The sequence below is a fragment of the Cellulomonas sp. URHB0016 genome, assembly GCF_054057935.1.
In genome coordinates this window covers 512609-538967 of sequence record NZ_JBSRZU010000001.1, presented here as the reverse complement: position 1 = coordinate 538967, position 26359 = coordinate 512609, and the positions used below count along the sequence as shown (strand labels likewise).

Below are 26359 nucleotides of genomic sequence, written 5' to 3'. Positions count from 1 at the left end.
GAGCGGAAGGGCACGGGAGCCGGGCGCGCAGGCGCATCGAGTCTACCCGCCGCGTCCTGGCTGCCTCCGGGGACCTTCGTCTGCCCGGTCGCGTTCGTGACGACCTGCGCTGCTACGTTCGGGATCGCGAGCACCCCGCCGGAGGCGGCACCCAGGCCGGCCCTGACGGACGGACGAAGGAGCCAAGGTGAGCGAGACGCCGGACAGCACCAACCCGTTCGGGCCGATCCACGGTCGGGCGAGCTTTCGTCGGCACTTCGACCGGTCCACGTTCCCGCAGGACGGCTTGGGCGCCGACGAGACCTACGAGCTCCTGCACACCGGTCTGATGCTCGACGGCCGCGAGACGCTCAACCTCGCGTCGTTCGTCACGACGTGGATGGAGCCGCAGGCCGAGGCGCTCATCCACGACTCGCTGCGCAAGAACCACATCGACCACGAGGAGTACCCCGCGGCGTCGCTCGTCGAGGAGGCGTGCGTGCACATGCTCGGCGACCTCTTCCATGCGCCGGACCCGGCGAAGGTCGTCGGGGTCGCGACGATCGGCTCCTCCGAGGCGATCATGCTGGGCCTGCTCGCGCACAAGCGGGCCTGGCGGGACCGCCGGGTGGCGCAGGGGCTGCCGGTGGACCGGCCCAACGTGGTGTTCGGCGCGGAGACGCACGTGGTGTGGGACAAGTTCGCGAACTACTTCGACGTCGAGATGCGCAAAGTGCCCATGAAGCCCGACCGGTTCGTGCTCAGCCCCGAGGACGTCGAGCAGCAGGTCGACGAGAACACCATCGCCGTCGGGGCGGTGCTGGGCACCACCCACATCGGTGAGGCCGACCCGATCGAGGAGATCAACGACCTGCTCGTGCGGATCAAGGCCGACAAGGGCTGGAACATCCCGCTGCACGTGGACGGCGCGAGCGGCGCGTTCGTGGCCCCGTTCGCGGAGCCGGACCTGCGGTGGGACTTCCGGCTGGAGCAGGTGGCATCGATCAACGCCTCGGGCCACAAGTACGGGCTGGTGTACCCCGGGGTCGGCTGGCTCGTGTTCCGGGACGCGTCCAGGCTGCCCGAGGACCTCGTGTTCAGCGTCAACTACCTCGGCGGCGCCCAGCCGACGTACACGTTCAACTTCTCCCGCGGGTCGGCCATGATCCAGGCGCAGATGTACAACTTCCTGCGGCTCGGACGGTCGGGGTACACCGCGATCATCGAGACGATGCTCGCGAACGCCCGGCACCTCAACGAGGCGCTGGAGGCGTCGGGCCGGTTCGAGATCCTCAACCCGGGGCTCGCGGAGCCGGTCGTCACGTTCCGCTTCAAGGACGACCCGGGCTTCGACGTCTACCACCTCTCGGCGCGGCTGCGGGAGAACGGCTGGATCGTGCCGGCGTACAGCCTGCCGCCGGACGCGGACCACGTCCATCTCCTGCGGATCGTGGTCCGGCTCGACCTGAGCCGTCCGATGATCGACGTCCTGCTGCGTGACATCGACCAGGCGTGGGGCGCGCTCGCCGCCGAGCAGCCGGTCCAGCGGGCCGCCCAGAAGCCCGACGTGTGGACCTCACCCGACAAGGCCGCCGCCCACAGCAAGGCCCGCACCGGTCTGCGCACGTGACGCTGCCCACGGCACCGGCGGCGGTACCCGACACGGGGCCGCTGCCGGACCTGCCCGAGGGGTGGACGGCGGTCCGGACCGGTGGGCCCGGACCGTTCGTCACGCATGCCGTGCTCGAGCGACCCGACGGCGTGCAGGTGGAGTGGACGTCGCGTCGGCACCGCAAGGGCCTGGGCGTGCGCTCGCCCGCGCGTCAGGCAGCTGACCCGGCGCGCGGCGCGGGCCGGGCGACGGCGTCGAGCTGGTGGATCGGGAGCCTGTTCGCGATCGGGTCCGTCTGCTTCGCCCTCGGCTCGGTGCCGCTGTACTTCGATGCGGTGCCTGCGCGGGCGGTGGGCTGGACGTTCTTCGTCGGCTCGCTGTTCTTCACGAGCGCGGCGTACCTGCAGTACGACGAGGCGGTGCACGCCCCTGCCGACGTCGCCACGGTGCAGCGCCGGCCGTGGCGGGTGCGGACCCTCCTGCACTGGCACCCGCGCCGGATCGACGCGTGGGCGGCGGCGGTCCAGCTCGTCGGCACCGTCTTCTTCAACATCAGCACGTTCGTGGCGACGCAGACCGACCTGGCGGTGGACCAGGCCCGTCGTCTGGTGTGGGCGCCGGACGTCCTCGGGTCGATCTGCTTCCTCGTCGCCAGCTGGCTGGCGTACACCGAGGTCAACCGGGGTGCTCTGCCGCGCCCGGACCGGTCGGTCGGGTGGTGGGTCGCGGCGGTGAACCTCGCGGGGTCCGTGCTCTTCGGCGTCGCGGCCGTCGGGGCACGCTACCTGCGCTCGACGGGTGAGCTCGCCGACGTGGCGCTGGTGAACGTCGGGACGTTCCTCGGCGCGGTCGGGTTCCTCGTGGGGGCCGCGCTCCTCCCGGTGGAGTCGGCGCGGGACCGGTCGGCCGTCTGAGCAGCGCGGCAAGGCGCCCTGAACCGTTGACCGCCCCAGGGGCTGCACGTACCGTGCAGTAACGTTGCCGTCCGAATGGTGAGACCGCTGATGACGCTCTTCCCGACCGTGGTCCTGTCCGGCGGCCTGCCCGCCGCGTCGCGTGCGCATCTGGAGCGGTACGGCGTCACGGTCGTCGGACCCGACGACGCGCCGGACGTGGAGATCGTGGCGGGCGACGGCGTGCCTGTCGGCACGGGCCACGGCACGGTCGTCCTCGTCGGGCCCGGCTCGCCGCAGCAGGTGACGGAGCTGCTGCATACCCACGGGATGACCGTGCAGCACACCGCTCTCGGGCGTGTCACGCTCGGCCGCCCGGTCCCGGTCGCGGCCGCCCCGACCGACCTCGACCTGCTCGCCTGGACCTCCGACCTGCGGCTCGACGTGCCCGCGACGCTCCTCCTGCACGGCGAGGCGGTACGACCGGCCGTCCGGGTGCTCCGCGACACCGACGCGGAGGGCGCGACCGGACCCGTCGTGGTCGCCGTCGTGGACGCCGTCAAGGGCACCGACCGCCCCCGCCGTGCGGACGGCTCGGCAGGCGGCACCGTCGTGGTCTGCGCGGACCTCGCGCACGACCCGGGCGCGGCGCAGGTGCTGCTCGACCTCGTGCTGGCAGCGGCCGCCGACCGGCCGCTGACCACGGGGCCGCTGCTCACCGCGGGCGTGGGCACAGACCTGGCGTCGCACCCCGCCTGGACGCGGCTGCGCGACGACGTCGGCGAGCTGCGGGCGCTCCAGGTCAAGGACGGATCGATCCCCGACACCACCGCGCACCCGCGAGCCCGCGAGCTCGCCGCCGGAATCATTGCCGCCGTCGCCACCCTGATGACCTCCGTCCCGCACGACGAGGACTACCTCGCCGCCGTCACGAAGGACCTCGCGCGGTGGGTGGACGACGGGTTCGGCGTCCCGGACTTCCTCGACTCGCTGGTCCTGTTCCGCCCGGAACGGCACCGGGTCGACGGCCTGAGGCACGTGGTGCTGTTCCCGATGTACACGCAGAACGGCAGCACCGACCGCCGGTTCGAGGCCGTGCTCCTCGAGGTCCGCTGGCCGGACGTCGTCGCCGACCTGGAGTCGACACGGTTCTCCAACGCGATGTTCGTCCCTGTCCGCTTCCTCGACTTCACCGCCGGGTACGACACCAACTCGGCGGTGCTGTTCCCGGAGACCGTCGCCGTCCGCGAGGTCCCGGCGTTCACCTGGGGCGCGATCTTCGCCGACCGGGAGGCCGCGCGGTTCCGTCGCGTCGTGCGCGCCGCTGCCGACACCACCCGCCTCGCCCTGCCTCCCGACGCCGCCCGCCTGCTCGACGACCAGCGGCTCGCCGAGGAGACGTTCGTCCTGTGGGACCTGGTGCACGACCGCACCCACATGCGCGGCGACCTGCCGTTCGACCCCTTCATGATCAAGCAGCGGATGCCGTACTTCCTCTACTCGCTCGAGGAGCTCCGCTGCGACCTCACGGCGTTCCGGCACGCCGTCGCGCTCGAGCAGGACGGCGTGCCGCACGCGCGGTACGTGCAGTACGCCGTGCTGTTCGACCGCATCTTCCGCTTCCCCGTCACCGGCACCCGGGTGCGCAACTACGACGGCCTCGGTGGCCAGCTGCTGTTCGCGTGGCTGCACCAGCACCGCGTGCTCGACTGGACGGACTCGCGGCTGACCCTCGACTGGCCGCGCGTCCCGGCCTCGGTGATCGCGCTGGGTGAGCAGATCGAGCAGCTGTACTGGCGCTCCATCGACCGGCCCAAGACCGCGCACTGGCTGGCCGCATACGCGCTCGTCTCGGCGACGCTGACCCCGCACCCCGCCTCGGTGTGGGCCGGGGGAGCGGCCGCGCTGCCGGTCGACGGGCTGCCCAAGGAGCTCACCGACGCCGTGCTCCCGGACGAGTTCCCGTTGTCCATGTTCTACGAGGCGCTCGCCCGCAGGATCGGGGCGGTCGTGACGTCGACGTCCGGCATCACGGGCCGCTGACGGACCCGTCCGGCCCCCTGCGGCTCGTCGGCGACCGCTCCGCTCCGCGCCCGTCCCGGCGCTGGTTGACCAGCGAGCGACCTCTCCGACGACGGCTCACCGGACGGGTTGCCGCTCGACCTCCCGCGCGTAGGTTGTGCGTGGGCGGCGACCGCCGCGGACACCGGCTACGGAGGTTCCGATGGGCTCGATCAACGACGACGACATCACCACGAGCGCAGCGCCCGGCGGCGAAGGTGTCGCCGACGGCGGCGCCAACCCCGCCGGTCACGACGGCGGCGCGGACGGGTCGGCCGGCGAGGGTCCGGCCGACGGCGGCGCGAATCCCGCGGGCCACGACGGCGGCGCGGACGGGTCCGCCGGCGAGGGTCCGGCCGACGGCGGCGCGAACCCCGCCGGTCATGACGGCGGCGCCGACGGGTCCGCTTGAGGCCCCCTGTGACCACGCCCGGCGCGGGCCGGTCCACGGACCGGCCCGCGCTCGCGCGCTGCGTCGCCGTCGACACGGCGACGTTCGTGCGCGAGCACTGGGGTCGTGCACCGCTGCTCTCCCGTGCGGCGGACCTCGGTGACGGCTTCGGCGACCTGTTCTCGCTCGGCGCGGTCGACGAGCTGGTCTCGCGCCGCGGCCTGCGCACCCCGTTCGTGCGGATGGCGAAGGAGGGCGAGGTCCTCGACGCCGAGCGGTTCACGGCACCCGGCGGGTACGGCGCGGAGATCGGCGACCAGGTCAGCTCGGTCAAGGTGCTCCACGAGCTGGCCGCCGGGTCGACCCTCGTGCTCCAGGGCCTGCACCGCACGTGGGAGCCGATCGCCGACCTCACCCGTCGGCTGTCCGCCGAGATCGGCCACCCGTGTCAGGTGAACGCCTACGTCACGCCGCCGCAGTCCCGCGGGTTCGACCCGCACTACGACGTGCACGACGTGCTCGTGCTGCAGGTCCACGGCGAGAAGCACTGGACCGTCCACGCGCCCGTCCACCCCGACCCGCTGCGCTCGCAGCCCTGGTCCGGGCACCGCGACGCCGTCGCGGCGCGCGGGGCCGAGCCGCCCGTGATCGACGCGACCTTCAGGCCGGGCGACGCCCTCTACCTCCCGAGGGGCTGGATCCACTCGGCCACCGCGCTGGGCGGCATCTCGATCCACCTCACCATCGGGATCGCGGCGTACACCCGGCACGACGTGGTCCAGGAGGTGCTCGCCGGGCTCGCCGCGAGCCCGGCGCTGCGCACCTCCCTGCCGTTCGGGCTCGACCTCGCCGACCCCGCGACCAGCGCGCAGGCCGTCGACTCGACCCTCGGCGAGCTCGCCGCCGCACTGGAGAAGGCCCGGTCGGACCCCGCGACCGCCGAGGGCGTCCGCCGGCACCTCGCCGCACGGTTCGCGCGCGACGTCCCCGCGGCGCCCGTCGGTCCGCTCGCCACCGTCGAGGTGCTCGCCCGGCTCGGCGTCGACGACGTCGTCATGCGGCGCGACGGCCTGTCCGTGCGGCTCTCCGCCGAAGGGTCGCTCGCCGTCCTGCACCTCGACGGCACCCGGATCACGCTGCCCGTCGCAGCAGAGCCTGCCCTCCGGGTCCTCGTGACCGGCAGCCCGGTCCGGGTCGGGGACCTGCCGGGTCTCGACGACGGTTCCGCAGTGGTCGTCGCCCGGCGCCTGGTGCGCGAGGGCGTCCTCGTGGCGTGCTGACGAGCGGGCGGGACGACCGCGACCAGATGACCGCGACCCGATGACCGCACCCGCCGGACGGCCAGCGGGCTGGCGGCCGTGCAGCGACCTGTCGCTAGAACGCGGCGACCCGCTGCGCGGCACAGCGGGCCGTGGTGAGCGGTGGCTCCTCGTCGAGGTCGACGGTTCCTGGGGCAAGCACGCGTTCCTGAGCTCGCGCCTCGACCCCGAGACCGCCGACCGGCTCGTGTCCCACACCGAACGCGCCGGGATCCGGACGCTCGCGATCCGCCGGACCGGCCTGCGCGCCGACCAGCGGCGGGCGCAGCGCACCTGGTCCTGGGCGTTCGTGGACGCGCGCCCCGGCCACGAGGAGATCCGGTGGGGACGCGTCGACGACCCGGCGCACCTGGTGGACCTCCCGCTCGACGGCTCCGCAGGCGTCCCGTCGACCGACCCGGTCCTGTGCGTCTGCACCCACGCGCGGCACGACCAGTGCTGCGCGGTGCGGGGCAGGCCGGTGGTCGAGGCGCTCGCGGCGGCGTACCCCGAGCAGACGTGGGAGTGCTCGCACCTGGGCGGCGACCGCTTCGCCGCCACGATGGTCGTGTTCCCCGAGGCGCTCCTGTTCGGCCGGGTGCAGGCCGCCGACGCGACGCGGCTCGTCGAGCGGTACCGCCACGGGCTGATCGACGTCGCCACGTTCCGCGGCCGGACCTCGCTGACGAACGTCGAGCAGGCGGCGCAGGCGTTCCTGCGGGACCTGTCCGGCGACGACCGCGTCGCGGCGTTCACCACGGTGTCCCAACGTGAGCACACCCGCGGCTGGACGGTGGTGCTCGACCACGGAGGCGAGCGGGTGGTCGTGGAGCTCGGGGCCGAGCTGTCCACGCCCCTGCTCAGCACGTGCAGCGCGACGCACCCCGTCCAGGTACGCCAGTTCGTGCTGCGGTCCCTCGCGACCTCCAGGGCGCGCACCGGGGCGTGACACCGCACGTGCGGTTGCGGGGGTGCTCGACCGGCCCTGCAATGGCAGGGCGGACCGCGCCGGCCGGGCGGCGGTCCCCACAGGGAGTCCCGTGCGCCAGCAGCTGCGTCCCGCGGTCCTCCGGCTCGCCCTCTCGGGTGCGTCGTGACCGTCCCGGAGAGTGTCCGGTCCGCCGCGAGGGCGGAGCTGACCGGGGCGAGCGCGGACCGGCTGGACCTGTTCGAGCTGCGCCTGGAGCGGTGGTGGGACGACCTCCTCGACGGAGTGGCGGCCGTCTACCCGGACCACGCGGACCTGCTCGTCGAGCTCGTTGCCGCCGCCGCGAAGGCGTACGCGGAGCGCGATCCCGAGCTGCACCGCCTGGACCAGGAGCGGACGCTGGCCCCCGACTGGTTCCAGCGTCCGCACATGCTCGGCTACGCGGCGTACGCGGACAGGTTCGGGGGTGACCTGGCCGGGGTGGGGGACCGCATCGGCTACCTGCGCGACCTCGGCGTCACGTACCTGCACCTCATGCCCCTCCTGCGCCCGCGGGACGGGGACAACGACGGCGGTTACGCCGTCGCCGACTACCGGGAGGTCCGCCCGGACCTCGGCACCGTGGACGACCTGCGGGCGCTGGCCACCCGGCTGCGACGATCGGGCATCAGCCTGGTGCTCGACCTCGTGCTCAACCACGTCGCCCGGGAGCACGCCTGGGCGCAGGCGGCCCGTGCGGGCAGCGAGCAGCACCGGGCGTACTTCCACGTGTTCCCCGACCGCACGGTCCCGGACCGGTACGAGCGGACGCTGCCGGAGGTCTTCCCCGACTTCGCCCCGGGAAGCTTCACCTGGGACGCCGAGCTGCAGGGCTGGGTGTGGACGACGTTCCACTCGTGGCAGTGGGACCTCGACTGGTCGAACCCGAGGGTCTTCGCCGAGCTGGCCGGCGTGGTGCTCTTCCTCGCGAACCAGGGCGTCGAGGTGCTGAGGCTCGACGCGATCGCGTTCCTGTGGAAGCGACTGGGCACGTCCTGCCAGAACGAGCCGGAGGTCCACGCGATCACCCAGGCGCTGCGGGCGCTCGCCCGGATCGCCTGCCCGGCGGTGATCTTCAAGGCCGAGGCGATCGTCGGTCCGGCCGACCTCGTGCACTACCTCGGAGCCGGCGCGCGGCACGGGAAGGTGAGCGACCTGGCCTACCACAACGCCCTCATGGTGCACGTGTGGTCGATGCTCGCCGCACAGGACGTCCGGCTCGCGTCGCACGCGCTGCGGGCCCTGCCGCCGGTGCCGTCGACGACGGCGTGGGTCACCTACGTGCGGTGCCACGACGACATCGGCTGGGCGGTCGGCGACGAGGACGCCGCCGCCGTCGGGCAGGCGGGCCACCTGCACCGCGGGTTCCTGTCCGACTGGTACTCCGGGACGTTCCCGGGGTCGGACGCACGCGGGCTCGTGTTCCAGCACAACCCGGCGACCGGTGACCGGCGGATCAGCGGGACGGCCGCGAGCCTCGTCGGGCTCGAGGCGGCGCGGGCCGCGGGCGACGCCGACGCGGTCGACAGGGCCGTCGACCGCCTGCTGCTGGCGCACACGGTCGTGATGGGCTGGGGCGGCATCCCTGTCCTCTGGTCCGGCGACGAGCTCGCACTGCCGAACGACCCCGCGTGGGCGGACGACCCTGAGCACGCGGAGGACGACCGCTGGGCGCACCGGCCGCCGCTCGACCCGGACGCAGTGCGGCGCGCGCACGACCCGACCACCGTCGAGGCCCGCGTCCTGGACGGGCTCCGGCACCGGGCGGCGGTCCGCGCGGCGCTGCCCCACCTGCACGCCTCGGTGCGGCCCGACGTCCTGGGGCCCGACGACCCCGGTGTGCTGCTCGTGGCGAGAAGACACCCGCTCGGCACGATGCTCGCCGCCTACAACGTGACCGACGAGTGGCGGCCCGTGCCCGGGTGGCGGTTGCGCGAGCACGGGCTCGGACGGGCGGTCGACGCACTGACCGGTGCGGACCTGGCGCCCGGTGACGACGACAACCTGTGGCTCGCACCGTGGCGCGCCGTGTGGCTGACCGCCGAGAGGTGACGCACACCCGCACCCGACGCTCAGCCCGTGAAAGCGCCGATCGCGGTGAAGACACCGTCCGGGTCGTAGCGGTGCTTCGTTGCCAGCAGCCTGGCGGCGTTCGCGCCGAAGCCCAGCCTGGCCCTGTCGGCGTCCTGCGGCCCGAGGATGTTCGGGTAGCCGCCCGGCAGCGCACCGGGGGCGAGCGCGGCACCGACCTCCCGGACCCACGTGAGGTGCGGCGCGTCGTCGGTCACGGGGCCCGGCCGCCACCCGGCGATCACCTCGGCCAGCAGGTGCTCGCTGCGGAGCGCGAACGCGGTCGTCTCGGGTGCGACGCGTGTCGCCGCACCGTGGAAGTGGTGGAGCGCGAGCAGCGACCCGGGCGACGAGAAGTGCGCGGCGGCGTCGACGAGGACGGCGATCGCGTCGTCGGTCAGGCCAGGCAGCCACCGTGTGCCCAGCGCGTACCTGTTTCCGGCTGCCGCACCCGCGTCGAACATCCGGAGCAGCTCCGCGTAGGGCGTGGGGCCCGCTCCGCCGGCGACCGGTGTGCCGAGCCTGCTGAGCGCCGCCACGACCGGCTCACCCTCGGCGAGGTCACCGCACCAGGTGGGCGCCACGAACACGGCCGGCTCCCCGGTCGGACCCGTGAGGAGCCCGGCCATCACGGTCAGCTCGTCGGGCGCGTCGGCCAGCACCTCCCGGTACCCGCGCAGCACCTGGGCCGCCTGCTCGAACGGGTAGAGCACCATCCCGCCCAGCACCGGTCCGAGCGGGTGCAGCTTGACGCGAGCCGCGGTGACGACCCCGAAGTTCCCGCCGCCGCCGCGCAGGGCCCACAGCAGCTCGGTGTTCTCCTGGGGTCCGGCCTTCACCCGGGTGCAGTCGGCGAGGACCACGTCCGCTGAGACCAGGTTGTCCGCCGCGAGGCCGAACCGCCCGAGAAGGCCGCCGTAGCCGCCCGCCATGGTCATCCCGAGCATCCCCACGCTGCGGACCACCGCGGTCGCCGCGCCGAGACCGTGGGCGGCGGCCGACCCGACGACGTCGGAGACGAGTGCGCCGCCCAGCACGTGTGCCACGCCGCGCGAGCGGTCGACGACCACGTCGCGCATCGCGGACAGGTCGAGCGTCACACCATGGTCGGTCAGCGCCCGACCGGCCCAGTCGTGGCCGCCTCCGCGCACGGACAGCGGCAGGTCGTGCTCGCGGGCGACGAGCAGAGCCGCACGGACGTCGGCCTCGTCGAGGCAGCGCACCAGGGCGGCGGGCTGCCGGTCCACCGCGCCGTTCCACACCCGGCGCGCGTCGTCGTACCCCGCGTCTCCCCGCTCCCGGACCTCGCCGCGCACCCGCTCGCGCAGCCGTGCCGCCACCGCGAACCCCGTGGACTGCGTCATGACCAGAAGGAACCACTCGTCCGTGCGGTGATACGGCGCGGGGGTCAAGGGTTCGCGCTGGGGTTTCCCCGCTGCCGGGCGAGGGCCCTCGCTCCCTAGCGTCGGTGCACCGGGCCGGCACGCAGCCGCGACCGGAGAGGCCCGGACGTGAGTCCGCACCACTACCTGCCCGACACGACAAGCCGCGCGCTCCTGGCGGCCCGCACCGAGGAGAACACCGATGGCCGCCAACGTGAGGCATGTGCACTTCAGCTTCTTCGACGTCGCCGGCTTCCAGCCGGGCGACACCCGGACCGTGAAGCTCTTCCTGCCCGGCATCGCCCCAGGTCAGTACTTCCAGACGGCGGTGGCCGTGACGGCCGCACCGTTCGCCGCGGCCAACCAGAACCGGCAGCTGAGGGTGGTCACCACGTCGATCAAGGCGGAGGACCCCAACCCCGGCAGCAACAACCTGCCGACGATCCGCGTGAAGGTGGAGAGCGTCGGCCCGGACGCACCTCAGATCTGGTACCTCAACCTTTCCCTCGTCCAGTAGGAACGGAGCACGACCATGAAGGCGCACGTGACGTACACGCAGGACGGCAGGATCGTCTCCGTCGCTCTCGGCGACGGCGTCGTGCTGTCCGAGGACGGCGAGCTCGGCACCGACGTCGAGCTCCCCGACGGCTTCCCCAGCATGGCGGGACCCGACGCGGAGCGGGAGGTGGCCGCGGCCGTCGCCCGGCTGGACGTCGGACCGGGAGGTGCCGACGCCTGAGCCCTCGCCGCCGCCGAGCCTCACCGACCCGGGTGCGGTCGGTGAGGCACCGGTCAGGCGGACTTTCGGTCGCGGTCCGCGACCGGCACGAGGAGCCCCGAGTCGAGCGCGACGGCCGTGTCCAGCGTCACGTAGCCGCGCTCGTCGAACAGCACGGTGACGCGGTCGACCTCGACGGCGCTGACGACACCCGGACCCCAGGCGCTGTGGACGACGGCCTGACCGCTGCTCAGCGGGGCGTCGGCCACGTCCACGCTCGTGCCGGCGTCGCACGAGTCGCACCGGCCGCAGCGGCGAGGGTGCGACTCGCCGAGCAGCTCCAGAAGTAGCCGTCGACGGCAGTCCGACGTGTCGGCGTAGGCCCGCACGAGCTCGACGCGGGAGCGCTCCAGGAGCCGCAGGCGGTCGCGACGCTCCAGCAGCGCACGCGTGGCCGTCGGTGCATCCGCGCCGGTGCGACGGTAGGTGGCACCGTCGAACCGGACCGCGCCGACGTCCACGAGCGCGCCCAACGTCCGTGCCACCGTCCGTCCGGCCAGTCCGGTGGCCGCGACGACCTGACCTCGCGCGGCCGGCTGGACCAGCGCGTCGAGCACCGCCCGGACGGACGCAGGCCGCGGTCCGGCGGTCGAGGACAGGAACCGGTTCAGCGCGTCCTCGCCCGGTGTCACCACGGCGCACGCCCGTGCGGCGGCGCCGTCGCGTCCGGCCCGGCCGACCTCCTGGTAGTACGCGTCCAGGGACGGCGGCAGACCGGCGTGCACCACGAGCCGGACGTCCGCCCGGTCGACTCCCATGCCGAACGCGCTGGTCGCGACCAGCAGATCGCTCTCGCCGCTCATGAAGCGGTCCTGAGCATCTGTCCGGCGCGCGGCAGGCAGCCCGGCGTGATAGCTGTCGGCGACGCGGGCGCCCTCGGAGAGGGTCGCCGCGAGGAGCTCGACGTGCCGTCGCGTCCGCGCATAGACCAACGTCGGCCCTGTCTCCTCGGCGACGAGGTCGCGGACCTTGTCGTCACGGTCCTGCTGGGTCGCGGTGTGGTGGACGCCGAGCCAGATGTTGGGCCGGTCGGCGTCGTGGACCAGGACCCGGGCGTCGGGGACGCCCAGGCCCTCGACGATCTCGGACCGGACGCGCGGTGAGGCGGTGGCGGTCAGAGCCAGGACCCGAGGACGTCCCAGTGCTCGCACGACGCCCGCGACGGCCAGGTAGTCGGGGCGGAAGTCGGGGCCCCACTCGCTCAGACAGTGCGCCTCGTCGACGACGAGCAGGCCGATGTCCGCGCGGGTGAGCGCGTCGAAGACCTCCTCGCGGACGAGCTGCTCGGGAGCGAGCAGGAGCACGTCGAGATCCCCGTCCGCGGCGCGCTGCAGCACCCTGCGTCCGTGGGCGGCGCTGCCTGCGGAGCTGATCGAGTCGGCGCGCAGGCCGGCCGCCAGCAGCGCCTCGCGCTGGTCGCGCTGCAGGGCGAGCAGGGGCGAGACGACCACGGTCAGCCGTCGCACGAGCAGGGTGGCGATCGCGTAGACGGCCGTCTTGCCCGCGCCGCTGCGGGCGACGAGCAGCGTGTCGGCGGTGCTGAGCCCTTCGAGCGCGTCCTGCTGGACGTCCCGGAGCCGTGCGTCCGGGCCCAGCACCCGGGCGACGGCATCGGCGAAGGGCAACCCGCGTGCTCCCGTCACAGCCGCCCGCCGTAGCGGCGCGGCGGCCGGTCGTCGCAGCGGCACAGCGGCCGGTCGCCGAGGGCGCCGGTGACGGGCGTCTGCCCGCCGACGTGCCCCGTCACGAGGTCGGCGGCGCCGCCGAGATGTCGGCGAGCGCGGAGTCGGCGTCGAGTGCCACGGCCAGGTCGCCGAGCGTCACGATCCCGACGGCCTGCCCGCCGTCGACCACGGGCACCCTCCGCACGGCGTTCTGACGCATGAGGTCGACGACCGTCGCGACGTCGTCGTCCGGTCCGACGCTGATGAGGCGCGACGTCGCGAGCTGGCCCACCGGGGCGTCGAGCCCGACGCCCTCCGCAAGCCCCCTGACCACGAGGTCGCGGTCGGTGACGATGCCGACGACATCGCCGTTCTCGGCGACCACCAGGGATCCCAGGTCCTGCGTCGCCATCGTCTGAGCGACGGCACGGAGTGTGTCGGTGACCTCGACGACGGTCGGGTGCGGCGTCATGTAGTCGGCGACGGTGTGCGCCATCACGGCTCCTCTTCGTTCGCCGGGACCGCCCTGGTCACCGCGTCGCGACGCGGGCTGGCCCCGTTCGTGCCGGCGGGTTGCTTCGCCGTGCGACCACTGTCGGGCATCACCGCAGCGTTCGCATCCGGGGTGCCACCGTCCGCCCCACGTGCCCGCTCTCTGTCGCGGGATCGGAGGCCACGGCCCGAAGTCCCGCCGCGACCATCGGCAACGACGTCGGCACGGTGAGGTCAGCGCCGGAAGGCGAAAGGCCCCCGACCGCGCGTTTCCGCAGGTCAGGGGCCTTTCCGTTCGGTGGGCGATACTGGGATCGAACCAGTGACCTCTTCCGTGTCAGGGAAGCGCGCTACCGCTGCGCCAATCGCCCCAGGTGGTACCCGGGGAGTGCTACCGAGGTGGAGATGGGATTCGAACCCACGTATACGGCTTTGCAGGCCGCTGCCTCGCCTCTCGGCCACTCCACCCTGAGACCGCAGTCCTCAGCGGCTGAGAGCCGATCAGGAATGTCTGCCTCGAGCGGACGACGGGATTCGAACCCGCGACCCTCACCTTGGCAAGGTGATGCTCTACCACTGAGCCACGTCCGCGCTGCACGACCTGCCGGTTCTCACCGGCGTTCCGTGTGCGTCCCAGACTCTAACCGAGTTTCTCGGCGAGAGTCCAACTGGCTCCTGTCGTCCGGGTGATCGAGCAGATGCGGCCGTCGGATCGGCGCGATCGGGCCGGGGGAGCGCCCTGAACAGGCGCTTTCGGGTGCCAGACTGGCTGCATGAGCGTCGTGATCTGGTCGGACGGCGTCCTGCACAGCCCCACTGAGGCGCTGGTCACAGGAGTCGACCACGGCCTGACCGTGGGGGATGGGGTGTTCGAGACGTGTGCGGTGTACGGCGGCGAGGCGTTCGCCCTGAGCCGTCACCTGCGCCGGCTGCGGCGCTCCGCAGTGGGCCTCGGGCTGGCCGAGCCGGACCAGGACGCGATCCGTGCCGGCGTGACCGCCGTGCTCGCTGCGGCGGGCCCCGACGCAGGCCGTCTGCGCATCACTCTGACGGGCGGTCCGGGTCCGCTCGGGTCCCACCGGTTCGCGCCGACGGAGCAGCGGCAGACGGTCGTGGTGCTCGCGGGCCCGGCAGTCCGGGCGGAGACGTCACGGGTCGTACGCGTCCCATGGGTCCGCAACGAGCGGTCGGCCGTCGCGGGTCTCAAGACGATCTCCTACGCGGAGAACGTGGTCGCCCTGGCGGCGGCGTACCGCCGGGGTGCGGACGAGGCGGTGCTGGCCAACACGGTTGGTGAGCTGTGCGAGGGGACGGGTTCGAACGTCCTCGTCGAGCGGGGCGGCGAGCTGGTGACCCCGAGGCTCGACAGTGGCTGCCTCGCGGGCATCACCCGAGAGCTGCTCCTGGAGTGGAGCGCCGAGGCGGGACTCCCGGTCCGCGAGGCGGCACCGGGTGAGCTGCCGTACGGCGTCCTGGACGACGTCGTCGCCGGCACGGCGTTCCTGACACTGAGCGGATCGATCCGGAACGTGTCGCCGGTGGCGTCGCTGGACGAGGTGGACGTCGGCCTCGGCCCCGTCTCGGTGGAGGCGCAGCGGTTGTTCCAGGCGAAGATCGCCGAGAATGTCGACCCGTGACATGCGACGACCGGCCCTGCCGTGTGGCAGGACCGGTCGACGACGTGTGTCAGGCGGTGAGGAGGGCGGCGATGAGGGCCGTGATCTCCGTCTCCATGCGGGCGCTCTCGGTGCCGAGCGGCACGAGCGCCTCGGTGGCGGCGAGGAATCGCGTGATGGGCTCGGTGGGCGCCGCGAGCAGCGCGCTGCCCTCGACCCCACTGAGCGAGATGAGCGTGTAGTCGGGGTCTTCGTCGCGCCACACCTGCACGTCACCCGTCCCGGCGGGAGCATCGGATCCGGCGTGCATCCCCAGAGAGAGGAGCTCGCGGCCGAGCAGCCACGTCGACATGGTGTGCGGGCCGGTAAAGACTGCGCGCACCGTGTATGGATCGGTTGTCCGGAAGGAGAACTCGGAGCTGACCGGGATGACACTGGCGTCGGACCCGATGAGCTGCATGGCGACGACCTCGACGACGTCGTACGACGGCTGCGTCATCGGGTCCTCCTGTTCGCAAGGGCTGGAGGTCCCATCATGGCAGGCCAGGTAGCGGATTGGACCGGTCCCTGCCCCGAGTTCACCCGGAGGGACGCGATGACAGGGCCCCAGACGCCGTGCCACCACCCGTTCGGTCGGTCGGCCCGGTGCGAGCCGGCCCGTGGAGGGACCGGTTCGGAATATGCGCGCAGGTTGGGTAACATCCTGTTCGACGTCACCCCAGGGTGGCACCCGACCTCGTGCTTTGCACGGTGATCCGCATGGCGGTCCCGTGGTGACCACACGAGGGACGGGGCGATTGGCTCAGTTGGTAGAGCGCCTCGTTCACACCGAGGAGGTCATCGGTTCGAGTCCGGTATCGCCCACAGGCAGAACGACGAAGGGCCGGTCCCCAGGGGGCCGGCCCTTCGTCACTTCACTCCTGTCAGATCAGCCGGGTATCGGTCACGAGCAGCTGACGGTCGGCGTCCCGGAGGCGCCCTGCGTCAACGTCGTGAACCCGAAGCTCGTCGAGGAGCCTGCTCCCAGCGTGCCGTTCCCGTTGGGCTTGACCGTCATGACGTTGGAGGTCGGCCAGGAGAAGGTGCCGCCGCCCCACGTCGCACTGACCTTCTGGCCGGACGGGACGTTGACGGTGACCGTCCAGCTGGTGATGGCCGTGTTCGCCTTCACCGTGACCGTCGAGTTGTACCGGTCGCTCCAGGTGTCGGTCTTGGCGTAGGTCGCCGTGCAGGCCGCGGACGTCGGCGAGGCGGTGGGCGTGGAGCTCGGCGAGCTCGTCGGCGTGCCGCCGGCGTTCAGGGCGTTGAGGACGTAGGTGTAGGCGGTCTTCTTGTTGCCGGAGCTGTCGAACAGCAGCGGGGTGCCCGAGGAGCGCCAGGAGTCCGAGTCGCGCACGCCCCAGACGGTGATGCCGGTGCAGCGCGAGACGGACAGGCAGGCCTGCACGACGCCCTGGAACTGCTGGGCCTGGTTGGTGCCGGAGCCCTCGATGTCGAGCTCGGTGATCTGCACGTCGACGCCGAGGTTGGCGAAGTTGCGCAGCGTGGTGTCGTAGTTCGAGGGGACCGGGCTCTGGGAGTTGAAGTGGGCCTGGAACCCGACGCAGTCGATCGGCACGCCGCGGGACTTGAAGTCCTTGACCATGTTGTACACGGCCTGGGTCTTGGCGTCCGACCAGTTGTCGGTGTTGTAGTCGTTGTAGCAGAGCTTGGCGTTGGGGTCGGCGGCGCGGGCGGCCTTGAACGCGGCCTCGATCCAGTCGTTGCCGGTGCGCTGCAGGTTGGAGTCACGACGCGCGCCGGAGCTGCCGTCCTGGAACGCCTCGTTGACCACGTCCCAGGCGTAGACCTTGCCCTTGTAGTGGGTGGCGACCTGGGTGACGTGGTTGAGCATCGCGTTGCGCAGCGAGGTGCCGGACATGTTCTGCATCCAGCCGGGCTGCTGGGAGTACCAGGCCAGGGCGTGGCCGCGGACCTTCTTGCCGTTGCTGGCGGCCCAGTTCAGGATCTGGTCGCCGCTGGTGAAGTTGAACTGGTTCTGGTTCGGCTCGGTCGCGTCGGCCTTCATCTCGTTCTCGGCCGTGATCATGTTGAACTCACGGTTCGCGATCGTGCTGTAGGTCGAGTCGCTGAGCTTGCTCGCGGCGATCGCGGTACCGAAGTAGCGCCCGCTCTCGCCTGCCGCGGCCTGCAGCGTGGTCCCTGCTGCCGAGGCGGGCACGGCGACTGCGACGATGGTGCCGAGCACCGCTACGGCGCCGAGCGACGCCCATGCTGCGCGGCGTGGACGGGGTGTGGTTCTGGACGTCATCGTCGTTCCTCCGCTGTCGGGGCTGTCATGCGACCGGCGTCGTCACCGGTCTCGCCCGGGGCTCACCGTGGACCTCGTCCTGAGGCCGGTCAACGCTGTCTGTACGGTTTCGGCAAGTTTCGGAACGATATTCATGCCTTCGTGCAGGACAGAGCCGGGCAATTCCCCCAGGAATGCTGTTGGGCCGTTCGAGCGACCTCTCCGCCGCTGGGGACCGGCCGAAGTATTCGGAGAAGGCCCCGATATTCTCGGTGCCCCCGGGCGAGCCTGCCGCAGGACAGGTCCACCGTCGGCGGCTGAGGATCGAGGTCGGTCAGGGTGTGGTGCGCCGGTAGCATCAAGGGGCCCTCCGTCCGGGTGGGCAGCCACGAAGGAGACAGCACCGGTGCCCGAGCTGATGACCCTCACCGTCGACGGATCTGCGACCACGACGGAGCCGGGAACCACGGGCGCCGACCTGTACGGCGGCCGCCGCGACGTCCTCGTGGTCCGCGTCGACGGGGAGCTCCGCGACCTGCACCTCCCGCTGCCGGACGGCGCCGTCGTGGAGGCCGTCACCGTCGAGGAGCCCGACGGTCTCGCCGTCCTTCGGCACTCGGCCGCGCACGTGCTGGCGCAGGCGGTCCAGGAGGTCCACCCGACGGCCAAGCTCGGCATCGGCCCGCCCATCACGGACGGCTTCTACTACGACTTCGACGTCGACACCCCCTTCACCCCGGAGGACCTCAAGGCGATCGAGAAGGTCATGGGCCGGATCGTCAAGGAGGGGCAGACCTTCCGGCGCTGGGACGTCACCGAGGACGAGGCCCGCAAGGAGCTGCGCGACGAGCCGTACAAGCTCGAGCTCATCGGTCTCAAGGGCGACCCGGCGGCGGCGGACGGCGCGTCCGTCGAGGTCGGGCTCGGCGGGCTCAGCATCTACCAGAACGTGCGCGGCGCCGGCCGGGAGAGCGAGCAGGTCGTCTGGCAGGACCTGTGCCGCGGCCCGCACGTTCCCACCACCCGGGTGCTGGGCAACGGGTTCCAGCTCACCCGGTCCGCGGCCGCGTACTGGCGCGGGTCGGAGAAGAACCCGCAGCTGCAGCGCGTCTACGGCACCGCGTGGCCGACGAAGGACGAGCTCAAGGCCTACCTCGAGCGGATCGCCGAGGCCGAGCGTCGTGACCACCGCCGGCTCGGCACCGAGCTCGACCTGTTCTCGTTCCCGGACGAGATCGGGTCCGGCCTCGCCGTGTTCCACCCCAAGGGCGGCATCATCCGCATGGAGATGGAGCAGTACAGCAGGCTGCGACACGTTCAGGCCGGGTACGACTTCGTGAGCACCCCGCACATCACCAAGGCGAAGCTCTACGAGATCTCGGGGCACCTCGACTGGTACGCGGACGGGATGTACCCGCCCATGACCCTCGACGAGGAGCGCGACGCCGACGGGCACGTGCGCAAGCAGGGGCAGCAGTACTACCTCAAGCCGATGAACTGCCCCATGCACAACCTGGTGTTCGCGGCCCGGGGCCGCTCCTACCGGGAGCTGCCGCTGCGGATGTTCGAGTTCGGCACGGTGTACCGGTACGAGAAGTCCGGCGTGGTGCACGGCATGACCCGGGCGCGCGGATTCACGCAGGACGACGCCCACATCTACTGCACCCGCGAGCAGATGAAGGACGAGCTGGCCAGCCTGCTCACCTTCGTCCTGGACCTGCTCAAGGACTACGGGCTCGACGACTACTACCTGGAGCTGTCCACCAAGAACCCCGAGAAGTCCGTCGGGTCGGACGAGATCTGGGACGAGGCCACCGAGACCCTGCGCGAGGTCGCCGAGGCGTCGGGGCTGGACCTCGTGCCGGACCCGGGCGGTGCGGCGTTCTACGGGCCGAAGATCTCGGTGCAGGTGAAGGACGCGCTCGGCCGCACCTGGCAGATGTCGACGATCCAGCTGGACTTCAACATGCCGGCGCGGTTCGACCTCGAGTACACGGCCGCGGACGGCACCCGGCAGCAGCCCGTCATGATCCACCGGGCGCTGTTCGGCTCCGTCGAGCGGTTCTTCGCGGTCCTCACCGAGCACTACGGCGGCGCGTTCCCGGCCTGGCTCGCGCCGGTCCAGGTGCTCGCGGTGCCCGTGGCGGAACCCTTCGAGGCATATCTCGACGACGTCGTGCGGCAGCTGCGCGAGCTGGGCATCCGGGCCGAGCTGGACCGTTCCGACGACCGGTTCGGCAAGAAGATCCGCAACGCCAGCACCCAGAAGATCCCGTTCGTGCTGATCGCCGGTGGCGAGGACGCCGAAGCGGGCGCCGTGTCCTTCCGCTACCGCGACGGCCGCCAGGACAACGGGGTGCCGGTCGCGGAGGCCGTCGAGCGGATCGTCTCCGCCGTCCACGAGCGCGTCCAGGTCTGACCCGTGGCCGAGCCCATCGAGCCGGCAGCCGCGTTCGCCGGTGAGGCGGACGGCTTCCAGCGGTTGTGGACCCCGCACCGGATGGCGTACATCGGCGGCCAGGACAAGCCGACCGACGACCAGCCCGGGGACGGCTGCCCGTTCTGCCGGCAGCCGACCCTGGGCGACGAGGCGGCGCTGATCGTCGCCCGCGGCACCGTGGCGTACGTGGTCCTCAACCTGTACCCGTACAACTCGGGCCACGTCCTGGTCTGCCCGTACCGCCACGTGGCGGACTACACGGACCTGACGGACGACGAGGTCGCCGAGGTGGCGTCGCTGACGCGCACCGCGATGCGCGTGCTGCGCGAGGTGTCCTCGCCGCACGGCTTCAACCTGGGCATGAACCAGGGGCCCGTGGCGGGTGCGGGGATCGCCGCGCACCTGCACCAGCACGTGGTGCCGCGGTGGGGCGGCGACTCGAACTTCCTGCCGATCGTCGCCCGCAGCCGGGCGCTGCCGGAGCTGCTCGCGGACACCCGGGCGAGGCTCGCCGCCGCGTGGCCTGACCCGACGACGACCGATCCGAAGGGATGATCGAGACGTGCTGAACCGACTGCGGGGCCTGATGTCGCGCATCATGACCCCGCCGGCCGACGCCCTGCTGCGCGCCGGGGTGTCGCCCGACGCGGTGACGATCACGGGCACGCTCGTCGTGGTCGTGACCGCCCTGTGGGCCTTCCCGACCGGGCACCTGTTCACCGGGGCGCTCATCATCGGCATCTTCGTGCTCACGGACTCGCTCGACGGCGTGATGGCACGCCGGTCGGGCCGGTCGGGGCCCTGGGGAGCGTTCCTCGACTCGACGCTCGACCGGTTCGGTGACGGCGCGATCTTCTCGGGGCTTCTGCTGTGGTTCGTCGGCGGCGGGGACGACCGGCTCACGGCCGCGCTCGCCCTGGGGTGCGTCGTGCTCGGGTCGATCGTGCCGTACGCGCGGGCGCGCGCCGAGGGTCTCGGCATGACGGCGTCCGGTGGCATCGCCGAACGGGCCGACCGGCTGCTCGTCGCCCTCGTGGCCACCGCGGCCGTCGGTCTTGGAGCGTCTCCGGCGGTGCTCACGGTCGCGCTCGGCCTGCTCGCCGTGGCGTCGGCAGTCACGATCGTGCAGCGCATGGCGAAGGTGCACCGGCAGGCCGTGCGGGTGCCGGAGTGAGGCTCGACGTCGCGCGGCTCTACTCCACCGCCTGGCGCGTCGCCGGCCGCGTGCCCGGTCCCGTCCTGCGCGGACTGTGCAACCTCGCGGCGGACGTCGCCTGGCTGCGGCACGGCGAGGGGGTCCGTCGACTGGAAGGGAACCTCTCCCGGGCGCGACCGGCTCTCGACGCGCGAGCGCTGCGCCGGCTGAGCCGTGCGGGCATGCGCTCGTACATGCGCTACTTCGGTGAGACCTTCGCGCTGAGGACGATGACACCGGCGCAGGTCGACGCCCGCGTCCGCGCCGTCTACGACTCCCGGTTGACGGACGAGCTCGGCGCGGGCCGCACCGTGCTGCTGGCGCTCGGTCACGTGGGCAACTGGGACCTCGCCGGGGCGTACTGCACCCGTGCGCTGGCGCCCGTCACCACGGTCGCGGAGCGGCTGGAGCCCGAGGAGCTGTTCCAGGAGTTCGTGGCGTTCCGTGAGTCCATCGGGCTCCGGATCTTCCCCCTCACGGGTGGCGGCGGCGACGTGTTCCGCGACCTGGTGCGGTCGGCGCGCCAAGGACCGGGCCTGCTCCCGCTGCTCGCGGACCGGGACCTGACCGCACGGGGCGTCGAGGTGGACCTGTTCGGTCATCGCGCCCGGGTCGCGGCAGGCCCGGCGGCTCTCGCCGTGACCACCGGCGCCACGCTGATGCCCACCGTGGTCAGCTACGAGCGGCTCCACGGGGATCGGCGGCGGGCGGCCGGCTCGCCGTGGGGCGTCGTCGTCGAGTTCCGCACGCCCGTCGAGGTGCCGGCAGGCGTGCCGCGGGCCGACCAGGTGCGGGCCGTCACCCAGGCGTGGGTGGACAGCGTCGCCCGTGGCATCGAGGAGCACCCCGAGGACTGGCACATGCTCCAGGCGGTGTTCGTCGAGGACCTCGACCCTGTCCGCTACGCCGCGACGCTCGAGGCGGAGGGGAGCGTCCCGTGACGTCGCCCGTCGGCGCGAGCCGGACCGAGGGGCGACCGCTGCGCGTCGGAATCGTCTGCCCGTACTCCTTCGACGTGCCCGGCGGGGTGCAGTTCCACGTGCGGGACCTCGCGGAGGCGATGCTCGCCCGCGGTCACGAGGTCTCGGTGCTGGCGCCGGCCGACGACGACACGCCTGTCCCGCCCTATCTCACGGCCGCCGGCCGTGCGGTCCCGGTGCGGTACAACGGGTCGGTCGCGCGCATGACGTTCGGGCCGGTGACGGCGGCGCGCGTGCGCAAGTGGCTCGCCGCGGGGCAGTTCGACGTGCTGCACCTGCACGAGCCCGTGACGCCGAGCCTCGGCATGCTGGCGCTGTGGATCGCCGACGGCCCCGTCGTCGCGACGTTCCACACCTCGCTCATCCGCTCGCGCCCCCTGCAGATGGCGTACCCGCTGGTCAAGCAGTCGCTCGAGAAGATCTCCGCCCGGATCGCGGTGTCGGAGGACGCCCGTCGCACGCTCGTCGAGCACCTCGGCGGCGACGCCGTGGTGATCCCGAACGGGGTGTACGTCGACCGGTTCGCCGACGCCACGGCGGACCCGCGGTGGACCGGGACCGTGGAGGCGCCGACCATCGCGTTCCTCGGTCGTCTCGACGAGTCGCGGAAGGGCCTGCCCGTCCTCCTGGGGGCGATGGGCCAGGTCCTCGACTCCGTCCCGGGCGCACGGCTCATCGTCGCGGGCCGCGGCGAGACCGGCGAGCAGCAGGCGCGCGAGCTCCTGGGGGACCGGGCCGGAGCCGTCGAGTTCCTCGGCGGGGTGTCCGACGAGGACAAGGCACGGCTCCTCGCCTCGGTGGACGTGTACTGCGCGCCCCAGACGGGCGGTGAGAGCTTCGGGATCGTGCTCGTCGAGGCGATGAGTGCCGGCGCGGCCGTCGTGGCCAGCGACCTCGGCGCGTTCAGCCGGGTGCTCGACGACGGCGCGGCAGGCGTGCTGTTCACCGCGGGGGACAGCGCCGACCTCGCTGCCACGCTCGTCCGCGTGCTGAAGGACGCGGACCTGCGGTCGACCGTCACGGAGCGGGCCAGGACGGCCGTGCGCCGCTACGACTGGTCCGCCGTCACGGACCAGGTCCTGGCGGTCTACGAGATGGTCGTGGCGGGCGCCGGCGCTCCCGTGGGCGAGGATCCCTCGTCGCTGCGCGGTGCGAGACTGCTCGAGCTCCGCCGCAGTCGGGGGGAGACCCGGTGAGCTGGTCGGAGATCACCGTCGTCATCACCGCGCTGATCGGGCTCGGCCTGTGGTGCGTGTGGGTCGCCGCCTCTCGTCTGGACCGGCTGCACCGCAAGATGAACGCGTCCAGGGCGGTCGTCGAGACGCAGCTCGTGCGGCGCGCGACGGTCGCGGCCGAGCTGGCCACGTCGGGTCTGCTCGACCCCGTCAGCTCCGTGCTGGTCGGGGAGGCTGCGTGGGCGTCCCTGTCCTCGGGGGTCTCGGACGTCACGGCGCTCCCGCCCGACCTGGCGGTCCTCATCGCGGGCGACGAGCACGACGAGGCGGCCGGCACAGGTGTGCTCCTGGACCGGTCGCGGGTGGAGAGCGAGCTGTCCGCGACCCTGCGGGAGGCCCTGGACGACGAGGGCGAGGTGGAGGTGCTGCGCGCCGAACCCGCGGGCGACGAGCTCCTCAGCGCCCTGGGCTCCGCCTGGTACCGGCTGCAGCTCGCCCGGCGGTTCCACAACGAGGCCGTCGCGCAGGCCGCCCGTGCGCGCCGTGGGCCGGTGGTCCGTGCGCTGCGGCTCGCGGGCCGCGCTCCGACGCCCCGCACACTCGACCTGGACGACGAGTGGCCCGAGAGCCTGGGCCGTCCAGGCGTGCGGGCGCACGGTGCCGAAGGGGCCCGTCCGGGCGCCTGAGACCGTGCGGATATCGGCTTCGGCCACGGACTACGATGACTCGATCGGGCCGCCGGACGGCGCGGCCGACCCATCCCGCACCATGATGTGAGGCTTGACGTGACCAGCGAGAACAGCCAGCCCACCACCACGACCGGCGCACCGGCGGCCGGCGTCATCGGCACCGCGCGGGTCAAGCGTGGGATGGCCGAGATGCTCAAGGGCGGCGTCATCATGGACGTCGTCACCGCGGAGCAGGCGAGGATCGCCGAGGATGCCGGAGCGGTCGCCGTCATGGCTCTCGAGCGGGTGCCGGCCGACATCCGCGCGCAGGGTGGCGTCGCGCGCATGAGCGACCCCGACCTTGTCGACGGCATCATCGCGGCCGTCTCCATCCCTGTCATGGCGAAGGCGCGCATCGGCCACTTCGTCGAGGCGCAGGTGCTGCAGTCGCTCGGCGTCGACTACGTCGACGAGTCGGAGGTCCTGACGCCCGCGGACTACGCGCACCACATCGACAAGTGGGCCTTCACCGTGCCGTTCGTGTGCGGCGCCACGAACCTCGGCGAGGCCCTGCGCCGCATCACCGAGGGCGCGGCGATGATCCGCTCCAAGGGAGAGGCGGGCACCGGGGACGTCTCGAACGCCACGACGCACATGCGCACGCTGCGCGACCAGATCCGTCGCCTCACCTCGCTGCCCGAGGACGAGCTGTTCGTCGCCGCCAAGGAGCTGCAGGCGCCGTACGACCTGGTCAAGGAGGTCGCCCAGGCCGGCAAGCTGCCTGTCGTGCTGTTCACGGCCGGTGGTATCGCGACGCCCGCGGACGCCGCGATGATGATGCAGCTCGGCGCCGAGGGCGTGTTCGTCGGCTCCGGCATCTTCAAGTCGGGCAACCCGGCAGAGCGGGCCGCCGCGATCGTCAAGGCGACCACGTTCTTCGACGACCCGGACGTCATCGCCAAGGTGTCGCGCGGCCTCGGCGAGGCCATGGTCGGCATCAACGTCGAGGACGTGCCGGAACCGCACCGCCTGGCCGAGCGCGGCTGGTGACCCAGGAGCACAGCCTGCCGGGGGCCGCGGACCACACGCTGGTGTCCGCGGCCCCCGGCACCTCCGCGGACGAACCGCACACCCTGGGGACGGAGTGGGTGCGGGGCGAGGACGGCCTGCTGTTCCGTCGTGCGGCTCGGGTGATCCTCCTCGACGAGGCCGACCGGGTCCTGCTGATCCGCGGTCACGACGTCGACCAGCCGGAGCGCAGCTGGTGGTTCACCATCGGCGGCGGCATCGGCGACGGCGAGGACGCACTGACGGCTGCGGTGCGTGAGGTGCACGAAGAGACCGGCATCGTGCTCGACCCGGCCGACGTCCACGGCCCCGTGTTCACCCGGTCGGCGATATTCGACTTCTACGCCCAGCACTGCCGGCAGGACGAGGAGATCTTCGTCGCCCGCGTGCCGGCGTCGGCGTTCGTCGGTATCGACCGGGCGCGGTGGACGGCCGTGGAGCACGACGTCATCGACGAGCTGCGCTGGTGGACGCTCGACGACCTGTCCCGGGTGCGGATCGAGGTCTTCCCCGAGCGGCTCAGCGAGCTCGTCGCGGGGCTGCTGCCCCGGTGGGACGGCGTGACCCGTCACCTGGGGCTCACGCGGGAGTGAGCACGTCGACGTGACCACGGCCGCCGCGCTCGTGGAGCCACCGGTCACTGCGTGGCCGCGTCCGGTGCTCTCGAGCCGTTCCAGCACGTCCCCGAGTTCGGTCGGGCGGCGTAGGCACACCTAGAATCGCCCGTCGTGACCGTCACCATCGGAGTCCTCGCCCTGCAGGGCGACGTGCGGGAGCACGTGCACGTCCTGTCGTCCCTGGGCGCCGAGGCCGTGCCGGTCCGCCGGGAGCGCGAGGTCGCCGCCGTCGACGCACTCGTCATCCCCGGCGGCGAGTCCACGACCATCGACAAGCTGCTCCGCGCCTTCGAGCTCGTCGAGCCGATCCAGGAGCGCCTCCGCGACGGCATGCCCGCGTACGGCTCGTGCGCCGGCATGATCCTGCTCGCCGACCGGGTCCTGGACGGCATCGACGGCCAGCAGACGCTGGGCGGCGTCGACGTGACGGTCCGCCGCAACGCGTTCGGCCGGCAGGTCGACTCCTTCGAGACGGACCTCGAGATCGACGGCGTGGAGGACTCCGCCACCGAGCCCGTGCACGCCGTGTTCATCCGGGCGCCGTGGGTCGAGGACGTCGGTCCGGCCGCGACGCCGATCGGACGGGTCGAGACCGGCCCGGCCGCCGGTAGGATCGTCGCGGTCCGTCAGGGTCCGCTGCTCGTGACCTCCTTCCACCCGGAGGTCACCGGTGACACCCGCGTGCACCGCCTGTTCGTCAAGATCGTCCGCGAGAGCGTGTAA

24 protein-coding genes and 4 tRNA genes are annotated in these 26359 nt (G+C 72.5%); 20 read left to right on the top strand and 8 right to left on the bottom strand.

The features are described from left to right. The first annotated feature begins 187 nt into the window (after positions 1–187). The 7 genes from ACVW07_RS02535 to ACVW07_RS02505 all read left to right on the top strand — a co-directional run bounded on the left by ACVW07_RS02535 (position 188) and on the right by ACVW07_RS02505 (position 9253). The gene (locus ACVW07_RS02535; protein WP_456817712.1) at positions 188–1609 is read left to right on the top strand and encodes a glutamate decarboxylase; all 1422 of its coding nucleotides are present in this window, start codon (positions 188–190) and stop codon (positions 1607–1609) included. Then, positions 1606–2505, top strand: coding sequence for a hypothetical protein (locus ACVW07_RS02530; RefSeq protein ID WP_456817711.1), 900 nt, complete (start codon positions 1606–1608; stop codon positions 2503–2505). Before ACVW07_RS02535 ends, ACVW07_RS02530 begins: the two co-directional genes overlap by 4 nt. 675 nt (positions 2506–3180) lie before the next feature. Next, positions 3181–4527, top strand: a complete 1347-nt coding sequence (locus tag ACVW07_RS02525; RefSeq protein WP_456821016.1) for a DUF6421 family protein — start codon at positions 3181–3183, stop codon at positions 4525–4527. Positions 4528–4708: 181 nt separating this feature from the next. Next, positions 4709–4957, top strand: coding sequence for a BatC protein (locus ACVW07_RS02520; protein WP_456817710.1), 249 nt, complete (start codon positions 4709–4711; stop codon positions 4955–4957). 8 nt (positions 4958–4965) lie between these two features. Continuing rightward, complete coding sequence (locus ACVW07_RS02515; protein WP_456817709.1) at positions 4966–6216, top strand: cupin domain-containing protein; 1251 nt, start codon at positions 4966–4968, stop codon at positions 6214–6216. 40 nt (positions 6217–6256) lie between these two features. Then, a complete protein-coding gene (locus ACVW07_RS02510) occupies positions 6257–7183 on the top strand; it encodes a sucrase ferredoxin (protein WP_456817708.1) in 927 nt (308 codons plus the stop codon). Positions 7184–7327: 144 nt separating this feature from the next. Further along, entirely contained in the window at positions 7328–9253 is a 1926-nt protein-coding gene (locus ACVW07_RS02505) for an alpha-amylase family protein (protein ID WP_456817707.1), read from the top strand. A 20-nt stretch (positions 9254–9273) separates the two neighbouring features. Here ACVW07_RS02505 and ACVW07_RS02500 read toward each other — a convergent pair whose 3' ends face one another. Beyond that, complete coding sequence (locus ACVW07_RS02500) at positions 9274–10635, bottom strand: FAD-binding oxidoreductase (protein WP_456817706.1); 1362 nt, start codon at positions 10633–10635, stop codon at positions 9274–9276. A gap of 220 nt (positions 10636–10855) precedes the next feature. Here ACVW07_RS02500 and ACVW07_RS02495 point away from each other — a divergent pair, with 220 nt between their 5' ends. After that, complete coding sequence (locus tag ACVW07_RS02495) at positions 10856–11170, top strand: hypothetical protein (protein ID WP_456817705.1); 315 nt, start codon at positions 10856–10858, stop codon at positions 11168–11170. 15 nt (positions 11171–11185) lie between these two features. Next, entirely contained in the window at positions 11186–11392 is a 207-nt protein-coding gene (locus ACVW07_RS02490; protein ID WP_456817704.1) for a hypothetical protein, read from the top strand. Positions 11393–11445: 53 nt separating this feature from the next. Here ACVW07_RS02490 and ACVW07_RS02485 read toward each other — a convergent pair whose 3' ends face one another. The 5 genes from ACVW07_RS02485 to ACVW07_RS02465 all read right to left on the bottom strand — a co-directional run bounded on the left by ACVW07_RS02485 (position 11446) and on the right by ACVW07_RS02465 (position 14178). After that, a complete protein-coding gene (locus tag ACVW07_RS02485; RefSeq protein WP_456817703.1) occupies positions 11446–13056 on the bottom strand; it encodes a RecQ family ATP-dependent DNA helicase in 1611 nt (536 codons plus the stop codon). Positions 13057–13174: 118 nt separating this feature from the next. Next, positions 13175–13591 carry a CBS domain-containing protein gene (locus ACVW07_RS02480; protein ID WP_456817702.1) on the bottom strand — a complete coding sequence of 139 codons (417 nt, stop codon included), beginning with the start codon at positions 13589–13591 and terminating at the stop codon, positions 13175–13177. 295 nt (positions 13592–13886) lie between these two features. Next, a tRNA-Val gene (locus ACVW07_RS02475) sits at positions 13887–13958 on the bottom strand. Positions 13959–13984: 26 nt separating this feature from the next. Continuing rightward, positions 13985–14055: transfer RNA gene (locus tag ACVW07_RS02470), tRNA-Cys, on the bottom strand. A 51-nt stretch (positions 14056–14106) separates the two neighbouring features. After that, positions 14107–14178: transfer RNA gene (locus ACVW07_RS02465), tRNA-Gly, on the bottom strand. A 182-nt stretch (positions 14179–14360) separates the two neighbouring features. Between ACVW07_RS02465 and ACVW07_RS02460 the strand changes: the two genes are divergently transcribed. Further along, the gene (locus tag ACVW07_RS02460) at positions 14361–15224 is read left to right on the top strand and encodes an aminotransferase class IV (RefSeq protein ID WP_456817701.1); all 864 of its coding nucleotides are present in this window, start codon (positions 14361–14363) and stop codon (positions 15222–15224) included. Between the two features lie 49 nt (positions 15225–15273). On the opposite strand, the gene ACVW07_RS02455 is transcribed toward ACVW07_RS02460, so the two are convergent. Continuing rightward, positions 15274–15702, bottom strand: coding sequence for an SsgA family sporulation/cell division regulator (locus ACVW07_RS02455; RefSeq protein ID WP_456817700.1), 429 nt, complete (start codon positions 15700–15702; stop codon positions 15274–15276). A 292-nt stretch (positions 15703–15994) separates the two neighbouring features. Between ACVW07_RS02455 and ACVW07_RS02450 the strand changes: the two genes are divergently transcribed. After that, a tRNA-Val gene (locus ACVW07_RS02450) sits at positions 15995–16067 on the top strand. 79 nt (positions 16068–16146) lie between these two features. On the opposite strand, the gene ACVW07_RS02445 is transcribed toward ACVW07_RS02450, so the two are convergent. Then, positions 16147–17514 carry an endo-1,4-beta-xylanase gene (locus ACVW07_RS02445; protein ID WP_456817699.1) on the bottom strand — a complete coding sequence of 456 codons (1368 nt, stop codon included), beginning with the start codon at positions 17512–17514 and terminating at the stop codon, positions 16147–16149. A 397-nt stretch (positions 17515–17911) separates the two neighbouring features. Between ACVW07_RS02445 and thrS the strand changes: the two genes are divergently transcribed. The 9 genes from thrS (at position 17912) to pdxT (ending at position 26359) form a co-directional block, all read left to right on the top strand. Next, on the top strand, positions 17912–19912 hold the full coding sequence (thrS, locus tag ACVW07_RS02440) for a threonine--tRNA ligase (protein ID WP_456821015.1): 2001 nt from the start codon (positions 17912–17914) through the stop codon (positions 19910–19912). A 3-nt stretch (positions 19913–19915) separates the two neighbouring features. Then, a complete protein-coding gene (locus ACVW07_RS02435; RefSeq protein ID WP_456817698.1) occupies positions 19916–20488 on the top strand; it encodes an HIT family protein in 573 nt (190 codons plus the stop codon). Between the two features lie 7 nt (positions 20489–20495). Next, positions 20496–21107, top strand: coding sequence for a phosphatidylinositol phosphate synthase (gene pgsA / locus ACVW07_RS02430; RefSeq protein WP_456817697.1), 612 nt, complete (start codon positions 20496–20498; stop codon positions 21105–21107). Then, positions 21104–22069 carry a phosphatidylinositol mannoside acyltransferase gene (locus ACVW07_RS02425; protein ID WP_456817696.1) on the top strand — a complete coding sequence of 322 codons (966 nt, stop codon included), beginning with the start codon at positions 21104–21106 and terminating at the stop codon, positions 22067–22069. The genes pgsA and ACVW07_RS02425 overlap by 4 nt, the downstream gene beginning before the upstream one ends. A 38-nt stretch (positions 22070–22107) precedes the next feature. After that, entirely contained in the window at positions 22108–23304 is a 1197-nt protein-coding gene (locus ACVW07_RS02420; RefSeq protein ID WP_456821014.1) for a glycosyltransferase family 4 protein, read from the top strand. After that, the gene (locus ACVW07_RS02415) at positions 23301–23969 is read left to right on the top strand and encodes a hypothetical protein (RefSeq protein ID WP_456817695.1); all 669 of its coding nucleotides are present in this window, start codon (positions 23301–23303) and stop codon (positions 23967–23969) included. The genes ACVW07_RS02420 and ACVW07_RS02415 overlap by 4 nt, the downstream gene beginning before the upstream one ends. A 99-nt stretch (positions 23970–24068) precedes the next feature. Then, complete coding sequence (gene pdxS, locus ACVW07_RS02410; RefSeq protein ID WP_456817694.1) at positions 24069–25001, top strand: pyridoxal 5'-phosphate synthase lyase subunit PdxS; 933 nt, start codon at positions 24069–24071, stop codon at positions 24999–25001. Continuing rightward, complete coding sequence (locus ACVW07_RS02405; protein WP_456817693.1) at positions 24998–25612, top strand: NUDIX hydrolase; 615 nt, start codon at positions 24998–25000, stop codon at positions 25610–25612. Before pdxS ends, ACVW07_RS02405 begins: the two co-directional genes overlap by 4 nt. Before the next feature lie 135 nt (positions 25613–25747). Further along, positions 25748–26359, top strand: a complete 612-nt coding sequence (gene pdxT, locus ACVW07_RS02400; RefSeq protein WP_456817692.1) for a pyridoxal 5'-phosphate synthase glutaminase subunit PdxT — start codon at positions 25748–25750, stop codon at positions 26357–26359.

Coding starts and splice junctions, on each gene's coding strand:
- ACVW07_RS02520 (WP_456817710.1), top strand. CDS start 4,709: ATGGGCTCGATCAACGACGACGACATCACCACGAGCGCAGCGCCCGGC.
- ACVW07_RS02510 (WP_456817708.1), top strand. CDS start 6,257: ATGACCGCACCCGCCGGACGGCCAGCGGGCTGGCGGCCGTGCAGCGAC.
- ACVW07_RS02500 (WP_456817706.1), bottom strand. CDS start 10,635: ATGACGCAGTCCACGGGGTTCGCGGTGGCGGCACGGCTGCGCGAGCGG.
- ACVW07_RS02495 (WP_456817705.1), top strand. CDS start 10,856: ATGGCCGCCAACGTGAGGCATGTGCACTTCAGCTTCTTCGACGTCGCC.
- ACVW07_RS02490 (WP_456817704.1), top strand. CDS start 11,186: ATGAAGGCGCACGTGACGTACACGCAGGACGGCAGGATCGTCTCCGTC.
- ACVW07_RS02480 (WP_456817702.1), bottom strand. CDS start 13,591: ATGGCGCACACCGTCGCCGACTACATGACGCCGCACCCGACCGTCGTC.
- ACVW07_RS02460 (WP_456817701.1), top strand. CDS start 14,361: ATGAGCGTCGTGATCTGGTCGGACGGCGTCCTGCACAGCCCCACTGAG.
- ACVW07_RS02455 (WP_456817700.1), bottom strand. CDS start 15,702: ATGACGCAGCCGTCGTACGACGTCGTCGAGGTCGTCGCCATGCAGCTC.
- ACVW07_RS02445 (WP_456817699.1), bottom strand. CDS start 17,514: ATGACGTCCAGAACCACACCCCGTCCACGCCGCGCAGCATGGGCGTCG.
- thrS (WP_456821015.1), top strand. CDS start 17,912: ATGACCCTCACCGTCGACGGATCTGCGACCACGACGGAGCCGGGAACC.